This is a genomic window from Longispora urticae, assembly GCF_053902585.1.
This window is the reverse complement of sequence record NZ_JAQZSH010000048.1, coordinates 1-21,798: the sequence shown is the minus strand read 5'-3', so window position 1 is coordinate 21,798 and position 21,798 is coordinate 1. Positions and strand designations below refer to the sequence as shown.

Here is a 21,798-nt window from a genome sequence, read left to right as displayed (position 1 = left end):
GGACGCCGTCGAGGCTTGCCCCATTGCACGACCGCGATCACCCCCGATCGCGGAACTACAGCGGGAGGAAGCCATGTCCGAGTGGCAGAACGGGATCGGCTGGTTCGAGATCGGCACCGACGACGTCGGCGGCACGGAGGCGTTCTACGGCTCGGTGTTCGGCTGGCGGTTCTCCGAGCAGGCGCCGTACCGCAAGGTCAGCACGCCGGCCAAGCGGTCGATCGAGGGCGGGGTGTTCGCGACCGGGGGCCACACGCCCAACTACGCGACGTTCTACATCGTGGTCGACGACGTGCCCGCCACGTGCGCGGCGGCGGAGGCGGCGGGCGGCAAGGTCCTGGTCCCGGCCCAGGACGGCGACAACGGGCTGGTCTTCGCGCACCTGTCCGACCCGACCGGCAACCACATCGCCGTGTACAGCCCCCAGAACGGCAAGGACGTCTAGACGGGTACGGCGCCCCCCGGCCCTTACCTCGCGGCCGGGGGTCCCGCCGGCCGGCGCGCTGGCTAGGCTGGCAGCGTGACGCGGACGCTGGTGATCGAGAACGACCCGAAGGACGACCTGCGCAGGCTCGGCGACTGGCTGACCGGCGGGGGGCTGGAGCTGGAGGTGCTGCGCCCGCACGCCGGCGACGCCCTGCCGGAGACCCTGGAGGGCTACGCCGCGTTCGTGGTGATGGGCGGCGCGCAGGACGCGTACGAGGCCCCGGACGGCACCCCGGGCGCCCCGTGGTTCCCCGCGCTGGAGCGGCTGTTCCGCAAGGCCGTCAAGGACCGGGTGCCGACCCTGGGCGTGTGCCTGGGCGCGCAGATCCTCGCCCAGGCGATGGGCGGCACGGTCGAGCGCGCGCACAACGGGCCGAACATCGGGGCCCGGTTCGTGGCGCGCCGCGACGCCGCCGAACGCGACGCGCTGTTCGCCGAGATCCCGCTCGGGCCGGACGCGTTGCAGTGGCACTTCGACGAGATCACCGAGCTGCCGTTGAACGCGACCCTGCTGGCCGCCTCGCCGCGCTGGCCGAACCAGGCGTTCCGGGTCGGCGACCGGGCGTGGGGGCTCCAGTTCCACATCGAGTGCGACGTCGACATGATCCGGGTCTGGGCGACCAACGACGCGGAAACCCTCCAGGAGCTGGGTACGGACGCGGAGACCGTCATCGCCGGGTGCGCCGCCGTCATGGACGACGTCCGGGAGACGTGGCAGCCGTTCGCCGAGCGGTTCGCGAAGCTGGCCCAGGGGAAGAGCCCGGGGCCGCTGACCCTGATCGACCTGCCGCCCCGGTAATGCGCCCCGCGGACCCCGAGCTCGCCGCCCGGCAGCTCCAGCGCCTCGCCGAGGCGGGTGTGCCCGGCGTGCCCGCCCCGCGCCTCCTGGCGGTGCTGGGGGCGTCGTCGGCGCTCGGGGACCACCTGATCGCGTACCCGGAGGACATCGCCGCCCTCGACGGTCCCGTACCGGTGCTCGGGGACCTCAAGCGCGACTACCGGCGCTCGCTGCTGCGGATCGCGGCCGACGACCTGGTGGGCGCGGCGGACACCGAGGCGACGATGGGCGCGCTGGCGGGCCTGGCGGACCGGACGCTGTCCGACGCGCTGCCCCCGGGGACGACGCCGGGCGCCGAAGCCGCGCAGCCCGAGACCCCGACTGTGCCGGCCGGGTTCGCCGACGCCCCGGTGCTCGATCCCCGGTTCGCGACACCGGCGGAACCCGCCCTCGTGACGCCCATGTTCCAGCTGGCCGTCATCGCGATGGGCAAGTGCGGGGCGAACGAGCTCAACTACGTCAGCGACGTGGACGTCATCTTCGTCGCGGAGGGCGACCTGACCGCCGCGACGGCCGCCGCCGCCGAGATGATGACCCGGTGCGGGACCGCCGCCTGGCCGGTCGACGCGGGCCTGCGCCCCGAGGGCCGCAGCGGGCCCCTGGTGCGCAGCCTGGCCAGCCACGCCGCGTACTACCGCAAGTGGGCGCACACCTGGGAGTTCCAGGCCCTGCTCAAGGCCCGGCACGCAGCCGGCGACCCCGCGCTCGGCCGGGAATGGCTCGACGACGTCACCCCGCTGGTCTGGCGGGCCGGCGACCGGCCGAACATCGTCGAGGACGTGCGCGCGATGCGCCGCCGGGTCGAGGCGCACAACCGGGCCGGCGAACGGGAGATCAAACTCGGGCCGGGCGGGCTGCGCGACATCGAGTTCACGGTGCAGCTGTTGCAGCTCGTGCACGGCCGGGCCGACGAGTCGCTGCGCTCGGCGGGCACCCTGCCGGCGCTGCGCGCGCTGACGGCCGGCGGTTACGTGGGCCGGGCCGACGGCGAGATCCTGGAGCAGGCGTACCTGTTCCTGCGGACCGTCGAGCACCGGCTCCAGCTGCAACGCCTGCGCCGCACGCACACCGTGCCGTCCGACGCGCACGGGCTGCGCTGGCTCGCCGGTTCGCTGGACTGCACGGTCGAGGCGTTCGACGTCGAGTGGCGCCGGCACGCGCGCGAGGTGCGCCGGCTGCACGAGAAGCTGCTGTACCGGCCGCTGCTGGAGGCCGTCGCCAAGGTGCCGACGGAGGGGCTGCGGCTCACCGCGAAGGCGGCCGGCGACCGGCTGGGCATCCTCGGGTTCGCCGACCCGGCCGGCGCGCTGAGGCACATCGAGTCCCTGACCGGTGGCGTGACCCGCACCGCGGCCATTCAGAAGACCCTGCTGCCGGTACTCCTCGCGGAGTGGGCCGACGCGCCCTCCCCGGATCAGGGCCTGCTCGCCTACCGCCAGGTGTCCGAGAAGCTCGGCTCCACGCCCTGGTATCTGCGGCTGCTCCGCGACGAGGGCCCGGTCGCGCTCCGGCTGGCCCGGCTGCTGGGCCTGTCCCGCTACGTCACCGACCTGCTGGCCCGCGACCCCGAGGCGCTCCGGCTGCTGGCGGACGACCGCGAGCTGGTGCCCAGTACCCCCGAAACCCTGCGGCGGGGACTCGAGGCCGCGGTCGCCCGGCACACCTCGGCCGAGTCGGCGGTGCTGGCGATCCGCGCGCAGCGCCGCCGGGAACTGCTGCGGATCGCGTGCGCGGACATGCTCGGCAAGCTCGACCCGGCCGCCGTCGGCCGGGCGCTGTCGGATGTCACCGACGCGGTGCTCGACGCCACGGTCCGGGTCGCCGGGCCGCCCGGCCGGTTCGCGATCATCGGCATGGGCCGGCTCGGCGGCGCGGAACAGAGCTTCGGCTCCGACGTGGACGTGCTGTTCGTCTGCGATGACGGCGAGGAACAGCAGGGCATGTGGGTCGCCGAACAGGTCCGCAAGCTGCTCGGCGCGCCCTCGGCCGACCCGCCGCTGATCATCGACGCCGGGTTGCGCCCCGAGGGCCGGCAGGGGCCGCTGGTGCGCAGCCTGACGGCCTACCGGCAGTACTACGCCAAGTGGGCCCAGGTCTGGGAGGTACAGGCCCTGCTGCGCGCCCGACCGGTGGCAGGCGACCCGGAGCTGGGCGCGGAGTTCGTCGCGCTGGCCGACAAGGTGCGCTACCCGGCGCAGGGGCTCACCCCGGCCCAGGTCACCGAGATCCGCCGGATCAAGGCCCGGGTCGACGGCGAACGGCTGCCCCGGGGCGCGGACCCGGCCACGCACGTCAAGCTCGGCCGGGGCGGGCTCGCCGACATCGAGTGGACCGTGCAGCTGCTCCAGCTCCGGCACGGCGTCCGGGGCACGTCCACCCTGGCGGCCCTGGCCGCGCTCGGCCTGGACGCGGCCGACGAGGAGGCGCTGCGCGAGTCCTGGCTGCTCGCCAGCAGGGTCCGCGACGCGCTGATGCTGATCCGGGGCAGGCCCGGGGACCAGCTGCCCCGGCACGGGGTGGAACTGGCCGGCATCGTCCGGGTCCTCGGCCGGTCGGGGGACCCGCAGGAGTTCGTCGAGGAGTACCTGCGCACCGCCCGGCACGCGCGCGCCGTCGTCGAGCGGCTGTTTTATCAGTAACTGTGCTGCGGTTGTCCTCTTTCGGGCTAGCTGGAGACCCTGAAGAGGCCCGGGCCGGGTACCTCCGCGGTGGTCCAGCCGCCCGGCCCGGGCGTCAACGTCCCGCCCGGCATCCGCAACCAGCGCGAGTACCGCACCCGGATCACGCGGCTGCCCGCCGCCTCGGCCGCGAAGGTGACACTGACCGCGTCCGCCTCGATGAACCCGGCGACGACCGGCTCGGGGTTCGCGACCGCGTACAGCCGCCAGTGCGCGTCGCGCCACACCTCCGTCAGGTACGGCAGACCCGACCTGACCAGGGCGGCCTCGGGGCGGGCCAGCCAGGACGGCTCCGCGTCGGACACGGCCACGTGGCTCACCGCGTTCTCGCGCAGCCAGGCCCGGTAGTCGTCCGGGGTGAGCTTCGTGCCGCCGGGGAGGTTCTCGTACAGCAGCGGGTTGCGTTCCAGGTCGAGTTGCCGGAGCCAGCCCCGGGCGAGCGGGGCGACGTACGCGGCCTCCCAGTAGTTCCGGGTCGGGACGACCTCGGTGCGGGTGGCGCGGTGGGTTCGGAGGGCCTCGGTGAGGGGGGTGTAGAAGGACTTCCCGTTGGCGGGGTTGCCGGCGTCGCGCAGGTCGGCGACGACCACGGGCGGCGCGAGCCAGAAGGCGACGGCAGCTGTCACGAGGAGTACGCCCCACCGGAGCCGGTCCGTGGTCCAGGGCCCCGTGGGGGCGGTGGCGCGTCGCCGGAAGGGGAGGTCGCCGGTCGCGGCCAGGATCGGGAGGGCGAACATCACCGCGAGGCGGGTCGCGTTCAGGCCCACCGGGGTGTCGATCAGGAACGCCGCCAGGACGCCCGCCGCCGACAGCACCGCGCCCACCCGGACCGGGCGGTGCACCGCGAACACGGCCACCAGCAGGGACGCGATCACGGCCCCCCGGGTGTCGCGGGCGCTGATGTTCATCACGCCGCCCTCGCCGAACAGCAGGCCCGTCAGGCCCAGGCCGAGCGCGCCGACCCCCGCGAGCACCGCCCCGGCGCGGTGCCGGGTCACGAGCAGGGCCGTGCCGGCCAGGCCGACGAACAGGCCGGCGACCGGGCTGGTCAGGCCGGCGAGGAGGCCGGCGGTGGCGGCACCGCCGTACCGGAGGAAGGGGTTCTTCGCGGTCAGCGCCAGGAGGGCGAGTAGCCCGAACGCGACGCCGAGGCCGTAGGTGACCCGGCCCGAGGCCAGGTTGCCCGCGACGCACACCGCGCCGACCACGCCCCCGAGCGCCGGCCGCCGGACATCCACCCGGACCAGGAGGGCGGCGAAGGCCAGTGCCGCCGTGAGGAGGGACAGGACCGCGACGGTACCGGTGCCCAGCGTCCCCATCAGCGCCGGCGACACGAGGCTGTAGCCGAACTGGTCGATGCCGCCGTACCAGCGCAGGTCGATCGGGGTCAGACCGTGCGCGGCGAAGAAGTCGGCCCGGGCCACCTGCGCGGACAGGTCGGTCCCCAGGGGCGGGGCGAGCAGGTACGCCACCGACAGCGCGGCCGCCACTCCCACGGCGGGCAGCACGGGCCGCCAACGTGCGTTCATGGCCCCCAGTCTGCCCGCCGCCGGTCCGGGGGGACGCACGGCGTGCCAGGGGGAGTGCGCGACCTGTTCGGTTACCGGGCGGGGTGGTGCACGACCTGGCTGTCCGGGCCCGGGAAGACCAGGGACTCGTGGCCGTCCTCGAACCGGACCATGTAGGGCGGCGTGCCGTCGGCTCCCCGGACCTCGATGATCTCGCCGACCCGGTCCCTGGACCCGACCGTCGCGCCGTGCACCTGGAGCCTGTCACCCACTGCGGCGTGCATGACGACCACCTCCCTTCCGAGTATGCCCAGACCGGCGCGCCCGGTGTCCGCCGTTTCGGGTCGTGACAGCATGATGCCCGTGCGGATCAGCCGATACACCGGAATGCTGGGGGCCGTGGCGCTGGCCGTGGCCGGGTACCTCGGCGGGGCGTTGCCGCACGCCGACCTGCGCTCGACCGTGCCGTCGATCCTCGGGCAGCCCCGGACGGCCGGCGCCGTCGGGCTGTTCGTGGCGGGGGTCGCCCTGTTGTCCTGGTCCTGGCTCCGGCTCGCGCCGACGACCCGGGCCGGCGCGGACGCCCGGGACCTGACGGCGCGGGCCGCGTTGTCCGTGCGGTGGGTGCTGGTCACCGCCGGGCTGTGGGCGCTGCCGCTGCTGCTGGCCCCGCCGCTGGCCAGCCGGGACGCCTACGCCTACGCGTGCCAGGGTGCGACGTACGCGGCCGGGCGCAGTCCGTACGCCGAGGGGGTCGCCGCGCTGCCGTGTCCGTGGGTGGACACGGTGTCGTTCATCTGGCGGGACACGCCGGCCCCGTACGGACCCGGGTTCGTGGTGCTCGCCGGCGCGGCGGCGGCGCTGGCCGGGGGGAGCTTGTTCGCGGCGATCGGCTGGCTGCGGCTCGTGGCGCTCGCGGGGGCGGTGCTGATCGCGTGGCGGGTGCCCGCCCTGGCCCGGGCCTGCGGCACCGACCCCGGGCGGGCGCTGTGGCTGGGTCTGGTCGCACCGCTCGTCGGGATCCATCTCGTGTCCGGGGCACACAACGACGGGTTGATGATCGGGCTGGTGGTGGCGGGGCTAGCGGCGGGGGCGCGGGCATCGGGAGCCGGGCGTTTCGGGGTCGGGGGATGGCGGGGGGTCCTCGTGGTCGGGGCGTTGCTGGGGCTGGCCCTCGCGGTCAAGGTGACCGCCGTGGTGGTGCTCCCGTTCGCGGCCCTGCTCCTCGCGGGCCCGCTCCGCAGACCGTCCGGAACCGTCGCCCGGGTGCTCACCGTCGCGGCCGGCCTGGCCGTCGTGGCCGCCGCCGTGCTCGGGCTCGTCTCGCTCGCCACCACGCTCGGCTTCGGCTGGGTCGACGGCCTGGCGAGCAGCGGCGACTCCCGGCAGTGGACCTCCCTGCCCACCGGCGTCGGCTTCGCGGTGGACTACCTGTTCCTGCCCCCGGGCCACACCTCGGTCCCGGTCACCCGGGCGATCGGCGTCGCGGTACTCGCCGTGGTCCTCGTGGTCCTGTTCCTGCGCACCGCGAACTGGCTCCCGCGCCGGGGACCCGAGGGCGTCGACCGGAACCGGCGGGGAATCGAGGGCGTCGACCTGCTGGCGCCCGAGGGCTCCGACCGCACCCGCCGGATCGTGGCGCCTGAGGGCCCCGACCGCACCCGCCGGATCGTGGCGGCGGCGGGCTGGGCCCTGGGCTGCACGGTGCTCCTGGCCCCGGTCTTCCACCCCTGGTACGCCCTCTGGCCGCTCGCCCTGCTCGCCGTCGCGGACTGGCGCCGCTGGCTCGGCTGGGTCACCACCGCGTTGGCGCTCCTCGTCCTCCCGGACGGCTTCAACCTCGCCCGGGTCACGAAGCTCCCCGGCGCGCTCCTGATGCTCGCGCTGAGCCTGTTCCTGCTGTGGCGCGCGCTACGGCTGTGGCGCGCACGGAAAGCCGGCCACCCGGCCTAGGTGCGCTTGCCTGACCGGCCCCCACGTGGGTCGGCACACAGTGGACTTCAATTTTGAACACGTTCAAGGTAACGTCTTGAACGTGTTCAATAAAACTGTGCCCCTGACTGTCGTCGTGACCGCGGCCCTGACCGGTGCCGCCGTCCTCATGCCGGTTCTCGCGGAGGTGTGCTCCGACGCGACCACGTACCGCGCGCAACCGTCGCCCGACGGGTTCGTCGAGGACGGGCCCGCGGGTTTCGGCGCGATGTTGGTGCTGCTGCTGGTGGTCGCACTCGCCGGGCTGGTGTCCGTCCCGCTGTTGTTGCGGGGGCACGCCGCGGGCCATGTGCTCGCCACGGGGTCGAACGGCTTCCTGGCGCTGTGCTGCGGGATGGTGGGCGGAGTGAGCGGTCTGCGCCCGGCCATGACGGTGTTCGCGCTGGTGACCGAAGGCCTGGCGGTGGCCGGGCTGATCGGACTGTTCCTGCCCCCGACCTTCCGCTACGCCTTCCTGGGCCGCCGACCGTCCGCGCCGGAACCCACGCCGGAACGCGCCCCGAACCCGAGTGCCTCCGCAGCCGGGCCGGATCCCACCGTAATCAGATGATGGTTTCAGTCCTGTGGGGTTTCGACGGCCGTCGACTCGTCGCGCACCCAGGACAGGTAGTCCGGGTTCCCGGCCACGATCGGCACGCAGATCACCTCGGGCACGTCGTACGTGTGCCCGGACCGGATGTGGTCCTCGAGATCCTGGTAGCGCTCGACAGTGGTCTTGAACCAGATCACGTACTCCGGCGCGGACTCCACGCTGTCCAGCCACCAGTAGATGCTCGTGATGGGCCCGACGATCTGGGCGCACGCGGCGAGCCGGCCCTCGACGGCGCTGCGGGCCAGCTCGGCGGCGGCCTGCTGGGAGGCGACCGTGGTCGACACCTGGACGAACTCGAGAGCCACGGACGTCTCCTAGAAAGTGGGGTGCGGAAACCCTATCGGTTGGCGGGAACGGCGGTCACACCCAGTTCCGCCTGGACGCGCCGGCGGATGTCGGCGACGGTGCGCGAGTCGGTGAACGCCCGGGTCACGCCGATCAGCCACGCCGCCTCGGACTCCACGGTGGGCCCGACCTCGTGCGGGGGCGCGGGCGAGGCGAGGTAGCGGTGCCCGGCCGCGTGCGCGACGAGCGCGGCGGCGACCCGGGCGGCCTCGGCGACGGTCGGGTCCTGGCCGCGGACCCAGGCGGACACGTCGGGATGGAAGTAGCCGCGCAGGGCCAGGTGCGCGTCGCGGATCTCGATCACCCTGCGGTACAGCGCGAACCCGGCGTCCCACGGCAGCCGGGAGGTGGACCGTTCCAGCGCGATCTCCGGGAACGCCGCGTGCAGGGCCGACCACAGTGGACCGAGCGCCCGGTACCGGTGCAGGGCCCGCAGCCACCGGTACGGCCGGACCAGGGTGGTGCCCCACGCGCTCAGGGTCGCACCCAGCGCCCACAGCAGCACGGCCATCGCGCCCAGCAGCGTCGACACCGGCGGCGGGTGCGCGATCTGCGGGTGGTACTGCAGCATCCGGCCCACGGCCCGCGCGGCCGTCCACGCGACCCACGCCAGGCCGAACAGGGTGCCCGACGCCACCACCCGCAGCCCGAACCGCAGCACCGGTTCCTCGGCGTGCCGGAGGTAGTGCCCGATGAGCAGGAAGAACGTGGACATGCCCCAGCCGATGTAGCTCAGGCAGATGACGGTGGCGATCGCGATCGCGGGCCGGTCGCCGTAGAGGTCGCTGAAGTGCGTCGTCGACTCCGTCGTCTCCGAGTACACGAGCACGATCATCACGGTGTACGAGACGAGGAACGCCAGCAGCGGCACCAGCGGCTGCCCCGAGCCGGCCCGGCGCGAGTGCTGCACCGTGCGCGACAGCAGCGCCAGGCACAGGCTCGCGCCCATGATCAGCCCGTTGCCGACCATCAGGCTCGTGTGCGGGACGACCTCGTAGCGGGTGGTCAGCACGACGGTGTTCGGGGCCAGCACGGCCGCGGCGGCCCCGGAGCAGACGATCGCCCCGCACAGGTACCGCAGCCCGGCCACCCCGCCACCGCGCACCAGCTTGTACCCGGACGCCAGCAGCGACACCACGAACGCCACGTACGGCACGGCCACGATCATCGGTGCTCCCGGGACTCGAACACCGACCGCAGCCGGGCCAGCCCGTCGGCGACCGTGACGTCCCGCGGCTCGGCGGGTTCGTCGGTCCGGCGCCGGTGCACCCGCCGGGCGATCAGCGACGCGATCAGCTCCGCCTCCTGCTCCTGGGTCTCCGTGTACCCGCCCCGGCCCAGTACCCGGCGGACCAGCTCGGCCGACAGGCTGGGCAGCAGCGCGCCGACGCCGTCCAGCGCCGTGGTGCCGACATGGCCCCGGACCAGGTGGCCCACCTCGTGCAGCAGGATGTGCTCCCGGTGCAGGGGGGTGGTGTCCTCCGGGTAGCAGATGTAGTCGGTGTGGTCCGTGCTCACCAGCAGCCCGCAGGCCGAGCCCGTGGGCGCGCGGACGGGCACCAGTTCGATCGGCCGGCCGCGTTGCGCCGCGAGTCCGTCGAGGAACTCGCCGACGTCGAACGGGTCGGGGATCGCCAGGTCGGAGACGGTGTCCCGGCAGCTACGCCACAGGGCGCGGTTACGCCGCACCGGGGTGCCGGCTGGCCTCGCGCCGCCCGATGGCCTCGATCATGTCACTGATCGTGCCGAGCCCCTCGGGAGACAGGGTGACAGCGCGTAACGCGACCTCGCGGACCGCCGCGTCGCGGAGCGCCCCCAGCAGGGCCAGCTCCTCGGCGATCCGGGCGCCCTGCTGGTCGTCGAAGAAGTACGCCGGGGGGACCTGGAAGAACTGCGCCAGGGCCTCCAGGTGCCGCTTGGTCGGGTTGTCGCGCCGGCCGGTGCGCAGCTGCCAGAGATACGTCGCTGAGAATGTCTCCCCGGTCGCCTCCCGGCACGCCCGCGCGACCTCCTCGTGGCTGTACTGCTCACGGTTCGGCCTCCGGACGATGTCGAAGAGCCGATCGATCTTCTCTGCCAGCGTCGACACTTCTGTCACCGCCCAACCTCCCCTGCCCGTCGTGGGGATCCATGCTAGTTGACTTCCCCCGCCCGGTCATCTCCCCTGTTCAGCCCCCATGGGTTATCGTGGGGCCAGCGCGTACCAGGACGCCACCCGCCCGCGGCAAGCACCGAGTGCACCTGGATTCCTCTCACTGTGCGTAGCTACGCGCGCCTGTCCATGTCGCGCCCGGCCGCAGCGGGCCCGGGTGACGACTGGAGGACGCATGACCAGGACCATTCCCGACAACGCCGACCTCGGGCAGCTCCGGGCCCAGGCCAAGGAGCTGCGCCGCGCGGCCGGCAACGGCAACCCGGCGGCGCTGGCCCGGATCCGCGCCGTACTGCCGGGGGCCGGCCCCGACCTGTCCCTGCGCGACGCCCAGTTCACGGTCGCCCGCGAGTACGGGCTGCCCGGGTGGCGCGAGCTCGCCGCGGCCGTGGTCGCCCAGCAGAGCGGCGGCAAGGACCTGCACCGCTGGTTCGGGGTCGAACTCAACAACGGCACCTGGGACGTCCTCGACAGCGGACTGTCCGAGCACAGCCCCGTCGGCGACCGCGAACAGGCCCTCTACGCCGCCTACGCCTCCACCTACCACTGGATGCAGATCGGGACGGTCGCCAACCAGGGCCGGGGCGAGTACATGATCGCCAGTGTCGCCGCCGCCGTCGGGCTGGTGGACGTCGCCGCCCGGCACGCGGCCCGGTACGCCGAACTGATCGCCGCGCACCCGGCGGCCTTCGCGGACTGGGACCGGGCGTTCGCGGCCGAGGGGCTGGCCCGGGTGGCGGCCCGGTCCGGTGCCCGGGACGCGGCGGCGCTGCGGGGCGAGGCGGAGAAGCTGGCCGCGGAACTGGCCGACCCCGAGGACCGGCGGATCGTGCAGGAACGGCTCGCGCGCGGGCCGTGGGACCGGGCGGCCACGACCACCGGGGGGACCGGGGCCGGCGTGGGAAGTAGTGGACAAGTCCAGTAGGTGAAGGCGCGGGCGGGGGTCGACCGGCCCCCGTCCGCCGCATCCTGGGGTGGTCGTCTTCGACCCTTCAGGAGGACATCCATGAGTTCCACCCTTGCCCGGCTCGGCGTCGCCGGTGCCGCGCTCGTGGCCGCCGTCGGCCTCGGCGCGGCTCCGGCCCAGGCGGCCGGCCCGCTGTCCATCTACGCCAACTGCGAGGACGGCGCCAACTACTACAACACCTGTTACGTGTACGTCTCCGGCGGCACCGGGCCCTACGCCGTCCGGTGGGACCGCAACTCCCAGTACCAGCCGGGGCTGGACGGGCTGACCCAGTTCAGCTACACCTGCCAGCCGCGCTCCGTGCAGCCGTCGTGGCGGGTGACCGTCACCGACGTCACCGGCGCGAAGGTCAACAGCGCGCAGCTCTACGCCGGGTGCAACCTGAACCCGACCTGACCGGGACGCGAAAGTGGGGCTCCCTGGTCACCGGGGAGCCCCACTCCGACGTTCGACTGCGTCAGCAGTCGTAGTACATGGCGAACTCGTGCGGGGTAGGCCGCAGGCGAACCGGGTCGATCTCGTGGGCCTTCTTGTACTCGATCCACGTCTCGATCAGGTCCGGCGTGAACACGCCACCCTCGAGCAGGTACTCGTGGTCCGCCTCCAGCGCCGCGAGCACCTCCTCCAGCGAACCGGGGACCTGCTTGACCTGCGCGTGCTCCTCCGGCGGCAGCTCGTAGAGGTCCTTGTCGATCGGGGCCGGGGGCTCGATCTTGTTCTTGATGCCGTCGAGGCCGGCCATCATCATGGCCGCGAACGCCAGGTACGGGTTCGCCGACGGGTCCGGCACCCGGAACTCGACGCGCTTGGCCTTCGGGTTCGTGCCGGTGACCGGGATCCGGGTGCACGCGGAGCGGTTGCGCTGCGAGTAGACCAGGTTGACCGGGGCCTCGTAGCCGGGCACGAGGCGCCGGTAGGAGTTGATGGTCGGGTTGGTGAACGCCAGCAGCGAGGGCGCGTGGTGCAGCAGGCCGCCGATGTACCAGCGGGCCAGGTCGGACAGGCCGCCGTAGCCGGCCTCGTCGTAGAACAGCGGCTCGCCGCCGAGCCACAGGCTCTGGTGGGTGTGCATGCCCGAGCCGTTGTCGCCGAACAGCGGCTTCGGCATGAACGTGACGGTCTTGTTGGCCTGCCACGCGGTGTTCTTGATGATGTACTTGAACAGCTGGACCTGGTCGCCCGCGTTCAGCAGCGTCGAGAACCGGTAGTTGATCTCGGCCTGGCCGCCGGTGCCGACCTCGTGGTGCGCCCGCTCGATGACGAAGCCGGCGTCGATCAGGTTCGTCGACATCGCGTCGCGCAGGTCGGCCTGGTGGTCGACCGGGGGCACCGGGAAGTAGCCGCCCTTGTACTTGGTCTTGTAGCCGAGGTTGCCACCCTCCTCCTCGCGACCCGAGTTCCACGCGCCCTCTTCGGCGTCGATGTGGTAGTACCCGGAGTGCGCGTTCGTGTCGTGGCGGATCGAGTCGAAGATGTAGAACTCGGCCTCCGCCCCGAAGAACGCGGTGTCGGCGATGCCGGAGGAGGCCAGGTACGCCTCGGCCTTCTTCGCGACGTTGCGCGGGTCGCGGCTGTACGCCTCGCGGGTGAACGGGTCGTGCACGAAGAAGTTCAGCGCGAGGGTCTTCTGCGAGCGGAACGTGTCGATGAACGCCGTCGTCACGTCCGGGAGCAGGAGCATGTCCGACTCGTGGATCGACTGGAAGCCGCGGACGGACGAACCGTCGAACGCGAGGCCGTCGGTGAACACCGACTCGTCGAAGGAGGCGGTGGGCACGTTGAAGTGCTGCATCGTGCCCGGAAGGTCGCAGAACCGGACATCGACAAACTTTACGTCCTCGTCCTTGAGGTAACTCAGCAGTTCTTCCGGGTTGGCGAACACAGCAGTCCTCCGTTTACGAGCCAGGGGGCTTGACTGCCTGTGACAGTATGACCTGCTCGTTGCCCCGCCATGTCCCAAATGTTTCGGGCGTGTTACACGGGCGACGTGCGCCTGGGGCGGCCCCGCGCCCGGCGGGTACGCTGCGGAATCATGGCCGAAGATACCCCCGTCGAACTCGCCTCGATGAACCAGCGGTTCGGTGCCCTGTTGATCGACTGGCTGCTGTGTCTGCTCATCGTCTGGCCGTTCAGCCAGCCGGGCTGGATGGGTACGTGGGCGCTGTTGGTGCTGGTCGCGGAGTACACCTTCTTCGTGGGTCTGTTCGGTCAGACCCCCGGGATGCGGGTGCTGCGGATCCAGTGCGCGCTGGTACCCGACGGCGGCCCGATCGGCATCCCGCGGGCGCTGGCCCGGGGCGTGCTCCTCGCGCTGCTGATCCCCGCCGTGATCATGGACGACTACGGCCGCGGCCTGCACGACCGCTGGGTCGGCTCCATCATGATCAAGGCCTAGCCGGGTACCCGCGCCGCGTACCCGTCGAAAGGGTTGGAAAAAGGGGCCGCCCGATCGCCGGGCGGCCCCTTCTCCGTGTCCTGCTACCGGCCCCGGGTGGCCCCGCGCGGCGGCTTCATGTTCTTCGGGATCGGACCCTTCGGCATCGCCGGCCGGCCCGCGCCGAGCGCCGTCAGTCGGGTCTCCAGGGCGTTGACCTGCTTGCCCGTGATGTTGCGGGGCAGCTTCATCATCGACATCCGCAGCTTGCGCAGCGGGACGGTGTCCGCCTCGTTGCCGACGATGAAGTCGTAGACGGGGGTGTCGCCGACGACCCGGCCCAGCTTCTTCTTCTCCTGGGCGAGCATGCTCTTCAGCCGCGCCGGGGCGCCCTCGGCGACCAGGATCACGCCGGGCCGGCCGATCACCCGGTGCACGAAGTCGTTCTGCGTGGTGAGCTGCACGGCCGGGGTCACCCGCCAGTCGCCGCGCATCATCTCCAGGATCTGGGCGGCCGCCCCGGGCTGGCCCTCGGCCTCGGCCATCATCGCCGTGTTGGACCGCAGGTTCAGCACGAGCATCACGCCCAGCAGCGCGAGCAGGACGCCCGTCGGCGCCCACAGCCACGAGTCCAACAGCCACACGAGCAGACCCGCGATGAGTACGGGGACGAGCACCGCGACGGCGACGAGCGGAACGAACAGCTTGTCGCGCTTCGCGGTGAACGCGAAGACCATCCCGATCTGCTTCAACCGGTCGCGGAGGGAAACTTTTTGGGTTTGTGGGGCCTTGGCCATGCCGAGAGTCTAGTTCCCGATCACGGAGCGGGTGAGGTGGCCCGGGGCCGCTACAGTCTCGGGCGTGAATCACCCGCCACCGCCCTATGGATATCCGCCTCCGTACCCGGTTTATCCGGGCCGGCCGCCGCGCCGCCGGTCCCGGGCCAGCGGTAGCGTGCTGCTGCCCATCCTCGGCGTCAGCCTGGCGGCCCTCGGCGTGCTCGCCCTGCCGTGGAGCGAGGGCGTCTGGATCTACGACATCATCGGCGAGGTCGGCAAGGAGACCCGCCCCGGCGTCGGCGTGTCGTACGCGGTCGCGTTCGCCATCCCGTCGCTGTTCTTCGGCGCGATGCTCGCCTTCGCCGCGAACCTGGACTCGGCGGTGCTCCGCTGGCTGAACTTCGGCATCGGCGCGGTCATCGTCTGCGGGTTCGGCGGCCTGGCCATGTTCGTCTCGGGCGTGGGCGAGGCGGTGGTGGCCTCCAGCGGCAGCGAGTACTCGACCAACGGCGCGGTCACCGGGATCATCGCCGGGGTCACGATCGTGTGGTTCCTGCTGCTGCTCGGGTTCGCGTTCATCCGGGGGCTGGCGCTGCGGATCATCGGCGGCCTGATGCTGCTGGGGTACGCGTTGTTCGCCGCCCTGGCCATCACGGACCTGTACGCGGACGGCTCGGCGGACCCGTACCCGTGGGCGTTCCTGCCGGCCCTGGGCTGGCTCCTGTGCGCGATCGGCGCCTTCAGCGGCCCGAAGTACTACTACGCCTAGTGGGTGGGGCCCGCTGAGGGCGACGATGCGCGCGTTGCGGAGGTCCCGGCATACAACACCGGTATGCCGAAACCTCCGCGCCTTCGCCTCCCCGCCCTCAGCGGGCCAAGGCGTCAGATCAAAGACGAGAGCCGGAGCGCATGCGCTCCGGCTCTCGTGTCGCTAGGTGGATCAGGACGCGACGCGCGCGTCCAGCGCCTGCTGGAACAGCCGGCCCGCGCGGTAGCTCGACCGGACCAGCGGCCCGGACATGACCCCGGCGAAGCCCATCTGCAGGGCCTCCTCCTGGAGCTCGACGAACTCCTCCGGCTTCACCCACCGGCTGACCGGGTGGTGCTTCGGCGAGGGCCGCAGGTACTGCGTGATCGTGATCAGCTCGCACCCGGCGTCCACGAGGTCGCGGAGCGCCTGGGTGATCTCCTCGCGCTCCTCGCCCATGCCCAGGATCAGGTTGGACTTGGTGACCAGGCCGGCCTTGCGCGCCTCGGTGATGACGCTCAGCGAGCGGTCGTACCGGAACGCGGGGCGGATCCGCTTGAAGATCCGGGGCACGGTCTCGAGGTTGTGCGCGAGCACCTCGGGCCGGCTGTCGAAGACCTCGGCCAGCTGGTCGGGCTTCGCGTTGAAGTCGGGGATGAGCAGCTCGACGCCGCAGCCGGGCAGGAGCTGGTGGATCTGGCGGACGGTCTCCGCGTACAGCCAGGCGCCGCCGTCGGGCAGGTCGTCGCGGGCCACGCCGGTGATCGTCGCGTACTTGAGCTCCATCTGGGCGACCGACTCGGCCACCCGACGGGGCTCGTCGGCGTCGAAGTCGGCCGGCTTCCCGGTGTCGATCTGACAGAAGTCACATCGCCGGGTGCACTGGTCGCCACCGATGAGGAACGTGGCCTCCCGGTCCTCCCAGCACTCGTAGATGTTGGGACAGCCGGCCTCCTGGCAGACTGTGTGCAGGCCCTCACGCGTGACAAGATTGCGAATCTGGGTGTATTCGGGACCCATCTTCGCCTTGATCTTGATCCACGGAGGCTTGCGCTCGATCGGGGTCTCGGCGTTACGGGCCTCGACCCTCAAAAGGCGTCGTCCTTCTGGGCTCACCACAGTCACGTCGGTCAGCCTACGCCCGGCCAACCCCCACCTGAACGGGCGTGTTACCGGGCTCACCACGGCGTGTCTTATGTCCTTGACAACACTCCGCGTCCGTTCGCTACTCTCTGTGTCGCAGGGTGCCAGCGACTGACAACCGCCTCTGGCCCTGCCGTCCGGCCCACGCACGGGCCGACTGAGGCCGCCACGAGGCGGCGAAGGTGTGGTGGTACCGCGAAGCGCCCCATCGCCCACACCTCCGGGGAGTAGTTCCCACAGGAGGTGTCATGCAACGCGTTCTCTCGTCCCAACTCGCCGCCCACGTGGGCCAGCGGGTCAGGATCGCCGGCTGGACCCATCGCCGCAGAGTACTCAAATCGGTCGCTTTCCTCATTGTTCGGGACCGTGAGGGCCTCGCCCAGGTGGTCGTGACCACCCCGGGCGCGCTCGACGGGTTCGGCGAGGAGACCGTGGTCGGGGTCGTCGGCACGGTCACCGCGAACCCGTCCGCCCCGGGCGGGGTGGAGCTCACCGAGCCCGAGATCGAGCTGCTGTCGGAGCCCGTCCGCGAGCTGCCGGTGGAGCTGTTCCGGCCCGAGTTGGGCGTCACCCTCCCGACGCTTCTCGACCATGCCGCCGTCACCCTCCGTCATCCCAGCCGGCAACGGATCTTCGAGCTGTCGGCGGCCGCGATCCGGGGTTTCCGGCGGGTGCTGGACGCCCAGGGCTACACCGAGGTCTGCACGCCCAAGATCGTCGGCTCGGCGACCGAGTCCGGCGCGAGCGTTTTCAAGATCGACTACTTCGGGGGTACGGCCTACCTCGCCCAGTCGCCCCAGTTCTACAAGCAGACGATGGTCGGCGTGTTCGAACGCGTCTACGAGATCGGCCCGGTCTTCCGCGCCGAACCGCACGACACGTCCCGCCACCTGGCCGAGTACGTCTCGCTCGACGTCGAACTGGGCTTCATCTCCGACCATCGCGAGGTGATGGCCGTGCTCCGCGACGTCGTCGCCGGCATGGTCGCCGAGGCCGACGGGCTGGGCTTCGACCTGCCGAAGGTGCCCGCCGAGATCCCGGTCCTGCACTTCTCGGAGGCCCTGGCCATCGCGGGCGCGGACCCGTCCGAGCAGGACCTGTCCCCGGCCGACGAACGCGCCGTGGGGGAGTGGGGCCTGCGCGAACACGGTTCGGACTTCGTGTTCGTCGAGGGCTACCCGACCCTCAAGCGCGCCTTCTACACCCACCCGGACCCGGACCGCGCCCCGTACTCCCGGGGCTTCGACCTGCTCTTCCGCGGCCTCGAACTGGTCAGCGGCGCCCAGCGCCTGCACAGGTACGCCGACTACGTCGCCACCCTGACCGCCCGCGGCGAGGACCCGGCCCCGTACGAGAGCTACCTGGAGGTGTTCCGCCTCGGGATGCCCCCGCACGGCGGGTTCGCGATCGGGCTCGAACGGTTCGTGATGCAGCTGATCGGCGCGTCCAACATCCGCGAGGTCACCCTCTTCCCGAGGGACCTGCACCGCGTGACCCCGTAGCCGGACGGTGGTGGCGACCTTCCACGGGTCGCCACCACGCCGGTGGCCGGGTCAGAACCGCCAGCCGTGCGTGACCGACCGCAGGCCGGTGCGCACCGGGCCGGTCAGGTCGGTGGCGATCGAGCGGACCAGGGGGACGGCCAGGTAACCGAAGATCGCGGCGATGTAGACGATCGCCACCCAGCCCCGCCAGTCCGGCCCCTGGTGGAACACGAGCGGGTACCACAGCGCGGAGAACTCGGGCGTGTAGTGGCAGAAGGCCTCGTACGCCATCGTGTCCCGCGAGCACTGTTCCGGGTACGCCGCCGAGGTGAACGCCGCCCCGCACACCGCCACCCAGCACGACAGCGCCCACGCGCCCAGCGTCAGGAGCCGCACCCACAACGCGGCGCCGAGGTCCCAGAGCCGCACGGCCAGCGCCAGGGACGCGGGCAGCGAGGCGAACAGCAGGAACCTCGGGCCCCAGGTGAGGCCGCCGTACCAGGCCCACCAGGGCGCGTACACCAGGATCAGGCCGGCGAGGAAGAGCAGCCACCAGCCGTACAACCGGAACAGGGTCGTGTCGGGGGACAGGGTGAAGCGGCGCATGGCGGAGCGGACCGGCAGCAGCAGGCCCGGGGCGAAGAACACGAGGCCCTTGCCGAACGAGAGCAGCAGGGAGAGCAGGCCGAGGAAGAACGGATAGCTGAACCCGGGCAGTCCGGAGTACGGCATGATCGTCCGGTAGCCGGCGTTGCCCTCGTAGCCGCTGGCGAACGGGGAGCCGCGCCGCGCCCAGCTCTCGGCCAGCATCAGCGCGCCGGCGGCGACCAGCACCAGGGCGTAGCGCAGCCGTCTGGTCTCCAGGCCGCGCCGGGCCAGGACCAGGCCGAGCCCGAGGGCCGCCGCCGGGGTGTTGACGACGCCGAGCACCGCCGCCGTCCAGCCGAAGGCGATCCCGGCGCGCACGGCCACCGCGACCAGGCCGATCCCGACGCCCATCGACGTGTACACCTCGGCGTTGAAGCCGGTGACGTGCGCCGAGTACATCGAGCCGGCGATCAGGACCAGGAAGAACCGGCGGAGCAGCGCCCCGGGCAGGTGGTCGCGGAGCAGCAGCCACGCGGCGAGCAGCCCCAGGGCGAACAGCAGCGTGTTGTACACCTGGGTCCACGCCGCCGCGTGCCCCAGCAGGTGGCCGATGAGGAACAGCTGGCCGGCGAACAGGGGGCCGACCAGCGAGTACTCGTTGCCGATCAGGTCGCCGCGCAGCACCAGGGCGGTCAGCGCCTCGTACCGCTTGGAGGCGTCGCCGCCGATGTTGTGCGGCAGGACGAACAGGAACCCTGCTAGACCGAGGACGATGAGGACCGTCTCGGTGACCGCCAGGATCCGTGCGCGCCGCATTCTTTGAGAATCTAGGGCAGGAGCATGCCCAGATGGCGTTCCACGACGGGCAACACTTCGGAAACTGTCACGTCCCGCCCCAGTTCCTGGGTGAGGGAGGTGACGCCCGCGTCGCGGATACCGCACGGCACGATCTTGTCGAAGGCCGTCATGTCCGGGTCGCAGTTGATCGAGAACCCGTGCTGGGTGACCCCGGAGGCAACCCGGATCCCGATCGCGGCGAGCTTGCGGTCGGGGCCGCGCTCGTCCTCGAGCACCCAGACGGCGCCCCGGCGTTCCTTGCGCTCGGAGATGGTCGCGGTGGCGACGCCGAACTCGGCGAACACGGCGACGAGCATGGCCTCGACCCGGTGTACGTACGCGATCACGTCGAGCCGGGTGTCGAGCTTCATGATCGGGTACCCCACGAGCTGGCCGGGGCCGTGCCAGGTGATCTTGCCGCCCCGGTCCACGTCGATCACCGGGGTGCCGTCCACGGGGCGGTCCCAGGGCTCGGTGCGCTTGCCCGCCGTGTACACGCTCGGGTGCTCCAGCAGCAGGATCGTGTCGGGGGTCGAGCCCGCGACCACGGCGTCGTGGATCCGGCGCTGTTCGTCCCACGCGGTCATGTAGTCCACGACCCCGGCGCGGACCACGGTTATCGGCGCTGTCTGTGTCACGGACGAAGCCTATCGCGCGCCACCGGCAGTCCATTATCTGTACAACTCGGCACGTCTAACCGTTCCGTCCCGGGGGGCATGCTTGTACATTTACATGCATGACTGCCTGACCCGGACCGGGGGCAGGAGAGCGTCGGCGGGTGGTGGCACACAGGTGCCGTCGACGTGACCCGGAGAGGAGTGCTGCGTAACTTTTGTCCGGCTGGTACGTTCCTTATTGAAAATGGGTATCACTACCGGAGTACACAATGAAGATCGCCTTCGTGGGGAAGGGCGGCAGCGGCAAGACCACCCTGGCCGCGCTCTTTTCCCGCTACCTCGCCCACACCGGAGCACCGACCCTCGCCATCGACGCCGACATCAACCAGCACCTCGCCGCGGCCCTCGGGTCCACGGAGGAGGAGGCCGTGATGCTCCCGGCGATGGGCGACGCGCTACCCGACATCAAGGAGTACCTGCGGGGGGACAACCCCCGGATCAGCTCCGCCGCCGCCATGGTCAAGACCACTCCGCCCGGGCGTGGCTCGCGACTCCTGCGGATCTCCGAGGACAACCCGGTCTATGACCAGCTCGCCCGCGCTGTCGGGGGCGTACGGCTCATGGTCACGGGGCCGTTCGCGACGGAGGACCTCGGGGTGGCCTGCTACCACTCGAAGGTCGGCGCCGTCGAACTCGTGCTCAACCACCTCGTCGACGGGGCCGGGGAGTACGTGGTCGTCGACATGACCGCCGGGGCGGACTCCTTCGCGTCGGGGCTGTTCACCCGGTTCGACCGGACCTTCCTGGTCTGCGAACCGACCCAGCGCAGTGTCGGGGTGTACCGGCAGTACGCCGGCTACGCCCGCGAGTACGGCGTGCGCGTCGACGTCGTCGGCAACAAGGTCGAGGACGCCTCGGACGTCGAGTTCCTCCGCGAGAACGTCGGCGGGGACCTGCTCGGCTGGCTCGGCCGCTCCCCGTACGTCAAGTCCGCCGAACGCGGCCACCCCCAGCCCATCGAGTCCCTGGAGGAGGTCAACCGCGCCGTCCTCGCCCGGCTCAAGGGCGCGGTGGACGCGACGGAGAAGGACTGGGTGCGCTACAGCGACCAGGCCGCCGAGTTCCACCTGCGCAACGCCTCGGCCTGGGCCAACGCGAAGACCGGCGAGGACCTGGCACACCAGATCGACCCGGACTTCGTCCTGGGTTTCACCGTCAACGAACGATAAGGAGCACGTTATGTCCCTTGATGTCCCCACCGCCCTGCTCGAGCGCGCCGAGGCCGGCGCGGTCACCGACGCGGAGTTCGTCGACTGTGTCCGGGTCTCCCTGCCCTACGCGTGGGAGATCGTCAGCGGCGTCGTCGCCGACCTCGGGCTGAGCGAGGCCGAGATGGCCGACCACGAGATCCCGCCGCCGAGCGAGGCGGAGCGCGGCCAGCTGCTGCGCGCCCTGGCCTCCGACGCGATCCGGGGCGGCCTGGAGCGGCACTTCGGCGTGAAGCTGGCGTTCCAGAACTGCCACCGGGTCGCCGCGTTCCGGCCGTCCGCCGTGGACGGTGCCCGGTACCAGGCGTTCGTCTCGCCGCGCGGCCAGTTGCTCAACCAGTCGCCGGAGCTCCGCGACTGCTGATCCTGGGGCGGGGCCGGCCGCGGCCGGCCCCGCCGGGG

General features: G+C 71.9%; 22 protein-coding genes and 1 pseudogene. 12 read left to right on the top strand and 11 right to left on the bottom strand.

Annotated elements, in window-relative coordinates:
- Positions 1 to 73: 73 nt before the first annotated feature.
- The 3 genes and pseudogenes from PT931_RS32720 to PT931_RS32710 all read left to right on the top strand — a co-directional run bounded on the left by PT931_RS32720 (position 74) and on the right by PT931_RS32710 (position 3,963).
- Positions 74 to 445: a VOC family protein gene (locus PT931_RS32720; RefSeq protein WP_363726789.1), complete on the top strand. Its 372-nt coding sequence runs from the start codon at positions 74 to 76 to the stop codon at positions 443 to 445.
- Positions 446 to 520: 75 nt separating this feature from the next.
- A pseudogene (locus PT931_RS32715) lies at positions 521 to 1,243 on the top strand (type 1 glutamine amidotransferase); the annotation flags it as partial.
- Positions 1,165 to 3,963 carry a bifunctional [glutamine synthetase] adenylyltransferase/[glutamine synthetase]-adenylyl-L-tyrosine phosphorylase gene (locus PT931_RS32710; protein WP_456249580.1) on the top strand — a complete coding sequence of 933 codons (2,799 nt, stop codon included), beginning with the start codon at positions 1,165 to 1,167 and terminating at the stop codon, positions 3,961 to 3,963. The pseudogene PT931_RS32715 and the gene PT931_RS32710, both read left to right, overlap by 79 nt.
- Before the next feature lie 26 nt (positions 3,964 to 3,989).
- On the opposite strand, the gene PT931_RS32705 is transcribed toward PT931_RS32710, so the two are convergent.
- Both PT931_RS32705 and PT931_RS32700 read right to left on the bottom strand, forming a co-directional pair.
- Positions 3,990 to 5,531, bottom strand: a complete 1,542-nt coding sequence (locus PT931_RS32705) for a hypothetical protein (RefSeq protein WP_456249579.1) — start codon at positions 5,529 to 5,531, stop codon at positions 3,990 to 3,992.
- Positions 5,532 to 5,602: 71 nt separating this feature from the next.
- Entirely contained in the window at positions 5,603 to 5,794 is a 192-nt protein-coding gene (locus tag PT931_RS32700; protein ID WP_456249578.1) for a DUF1918 domain-containing protein, read from the bottom strand.
- 73 nt (positions 5,795 to 5,867) lie between these two features.
- Here PT931_RS32700 and mptB point away from each other — a divergent pair, with 73 nt between their 5' ends.
- Together mptB and PT931_RS32690 are read left to right on the top strand one after the other, a co-directional pair.
- Complete coding sequence (gene mptB, locus PT931_RS32695; protein WP_456249677.1) at positions 5,868 to 7,463, top strand: polyprenol phosphomannose-dependent alpha 1,6 mannosyltransferase MptB; 1,596 nt, start codon at positions 5,868 to 5,870, stop codon at positions 7,461 to 7,463.
- 97 nt (positions 7,464 to 7,560) lie between these two features.
- Positions 7,561 to 8,052: a hypothetical protein gene (locus PT931_RS32690; RefSeq protein ID WP_456249577.1), complete on the top strand. Its 492-nt coding sequence runs from the start codon at positions 7,561 to 7,563 to the stop codon at positions 8,050 to 8,052.
- Between the two features lie 5 nt (positions 8,053 to 8,057).
- On the opposite strand, the gene cutA is transcribed toward PT931_RS32690, so the two are convergent.
- The 4 genes from cutA to PT931_RS32670 are packed head-to-tail and all read right to left on the bottom strand — an operon-like array spanning position 8,058 to position 10,528.
- On the bottom strand, positions 8,058 to 8,399 hold the full coding sequence (gene cutA, locus PT931_RS32685) for a divalent-cation tolerance protein CutA (RefSeq protein ID WP_363726781.1): 342 nt from the start codon (positions 8,397 to 8,399) through the stop codon (positions 8,058 to 8,060).
- 32 nt (positions 8,400 to 8,431) lie between these two features.
- Positions 8,432 to 9,607 (bottom strand): MAB_1171c family putative transporter, encoded by a 1,176-nt coding sequence (locus tag PT931_RS32680; RefSeq protein WP_456249576.1) that lies wholly within the window; start codon positions 9,605 to 9,607, stop codon positions 8,432 to 8,434.
- Entirely contained in the window at positions 9,604 to 10,128 is a 525-nt protein-coding gene (locus tag PT931_RS32675) for a hypothetical protein (protein WP_456249575.1), read from the bottom strand. The genes PT931_RS32680 and PT931_RS32675 overlap by 4 nt, the downstream gene beginning before the upstream one ends.
- Positions 10,118 to 10,528, bottom strand: a complete 411-nt coding sequence (locus PT931_RS32670) for an XRE family transcriptional regulator (RefSeq protein WP_456249574.1) — start codon at positions 10,526 to 10,528, stop codon at positions 10,118 to 10,120. Before PT931_RS32670 ends, PT931_RS32675 begins: the two co-directional genes overlap by 11 nt.
- Before the next feature lie 238 nt (positions 10,529 to 10,766).
- On the opposite strand from PT931_RS32670, the gene PT931_RS32665 reads away from it, so the two are divergent.
- Complete coding sequence (locus tag PT931_RS32665) at positions 10,767 to 11,516, top strand: hypothetical protein (protein WP_456249573.1); 750 nt, start codon at positions 10,767 to 10,769, stop codon at positions 11,514 to 11,516.
- Positions 11,517 to 11,597: 81 nt separating this feature from the next.
- A complete protein-coding gene (locus PT931_RS32660) occupies positions 11,598 to 11,954 on the top strand; it encodes a hypothetical protein (protein ID WP_456249572.1) in 357 nt (118 codons plus the stop codon).
- Between the two features lie 61 nt (positions 11,955 to 12,015).
- On the opposite strand, the gene glnA is transcribed toward PT931_RS32660, so the two are convergent.
- Positions 12,016 to 13,440 (bottom strand): type I glutamate--ammonia ligase, encoded by a 1,425-nt coding sequence (gene glnA, locus PT931_RS32655; protein ID WP_456249571.1) that lies wholly within the window; start codon positions 13,438 to 13,440, stop codon positions 12,016 to 12,018.
- A gap of 150 nt (positions 13,441 to 13,590) precedes the next feature.
- On the opposite strand from glnA, the gene PT931_RS32650 reads away from it, so the two are divergent.
- Complete coding sequence (locus PT931_RS32650) at positions 13,591 to 13,953, top strand: RDD family protein (protein ID WP_363726769.1); 363 nt, start codon at positions 13,591 to 13,593, stop codon at positions 13,951 to 13,953.
- Positions 13,954 to 14,036: 83 nt separating this feature from the next.
- On the opposite strand, the gene PT931_RS32645 is transcribed toward PT931_RS32650, so the two are convergent.
- Positions 14,037 to 14,729 (bottom strand): DUF4191 domain-containing protein, encoded by a 693-nt coding sequence (locus PT931_RS32645; RefSeq protein ID WP_363726767.1) that lies wholly within the window; start codon positions 14,727 to 14,729, stop codon positions 14,037 to 14,039.
- A 157-nt stretch (positions 14,730 to 14,886) separates the two neighbouring features.
- Between PT931_RS32645 and PT931_RS32640 the strand changes: the two genes are divergently transcribed.
- Positions 14,887 to 15,480 carry a hypothetical protein gene (locus tag PT931_RS32640; RefSeq protein ID WP_456249570.1) on the top strand — a complete coding sequence of 198 codons (594 nt, stop codon included), beginning with the start codon at positions 14,887 to 14,889 and terminating at the stop codon, positions 15,478 to 15,480.
- Positions 15,481 to 15,651: 171 nt separating this feature from the next.
- On the opposite strand, the gene lipA is transcribed toward PT931_RS32640, so the two are convergent.
- Positions 15,652 to 16,584: a lipoyl synthase gene (gene lipA / locus PT931_RS32635; RefSeq protein ID WP_456249569.1), complete on the bottom strand. Its 933-nt coding sequence runs from the start codon at positions 16,582 to 16,584 to the stop codon at positions 15,652 to 15,654.
- A gap of 266 nt (positions 16,585 to 16,850) precedes the next feature.
- On the opposite strand from lipA, the gene aspS reads away from it, so the two are divergent.
- A complete protein-coding gene (aspS, locus tag PT931_RS32630; protein WP_456249568.1) occupies positions 16,851 to 18,104 on the top strand; it encodes an aspartate--tRNA(Asn) ligase in 1,254 nt (417 codons plus the stop codon).
- A 51-nt stretch (positions 18,105 to 18,155) separates the two neighbouring features.
- Here the strand turns inward: aspS and PT931_RS32625 are convergent, their stop codons facing one another.
- Together PT931_RS32625 and lipB are read right to left on the bottom strand one after the other, a co-directional pair.
- Entirely contained in the window at positions 18,156 to 19,490 is a 1,335-nt protein-coding gene (locus tag PT931_RS32625) for a hypothetical protein (protein ID WP_456249567.1), read from the bottom strand.
- An 11-nt stretch (positions 19,491 to 19,501) separates the two neighbouring features.
- A complete protein-coding gene (gene lipB, locus PT931_RS32620) occupies positions 19,502 to 20,149 on the bottom strand; it encodes a lipoyl(octanoyl) transferase LipB (RefSeq protein ID WP_363726758.1) in 648 nt (215 codons plus the stop codon).
- Between the two features lie 248 nt (positions 20,150 to 20,397).
- Here lipB and PT931_RS32615 point away from each other — a divergent pair, with 248 nt between their 5' ends.
- Both PT931_RS32615 and PT931_RS32610 read left to right on the top strand, forming a co-directional pair.
- On the top strand, positions 20,398 to 21,357 hold the full coding sequence (locus PT931_RS32615; RefSeq protein ID WP_456249566.1) for an ATP-binding protein: 960 nt from the start codon (positions 20,398 to 20,400) through the stop codon (positions 21,355 to 21,357).
- A 10-nt stretch (positions 21,358 to 21,367) separates the two neighbouring features.
- The gene (locus PT931_RS32610) at positions 21,368 to 21,760 is read left to right on the top strand and encodes an SCO5389 family protein (protein ID WP_456249565.1); all 393 of its coding nucleotides are present in this window, start codon (positions 21,368 to 21,370) and stop codon (positions 21,758 to 21,760) included.
- Positions 21,761 to 21,798: the final 38 nt, after the last annotated feature.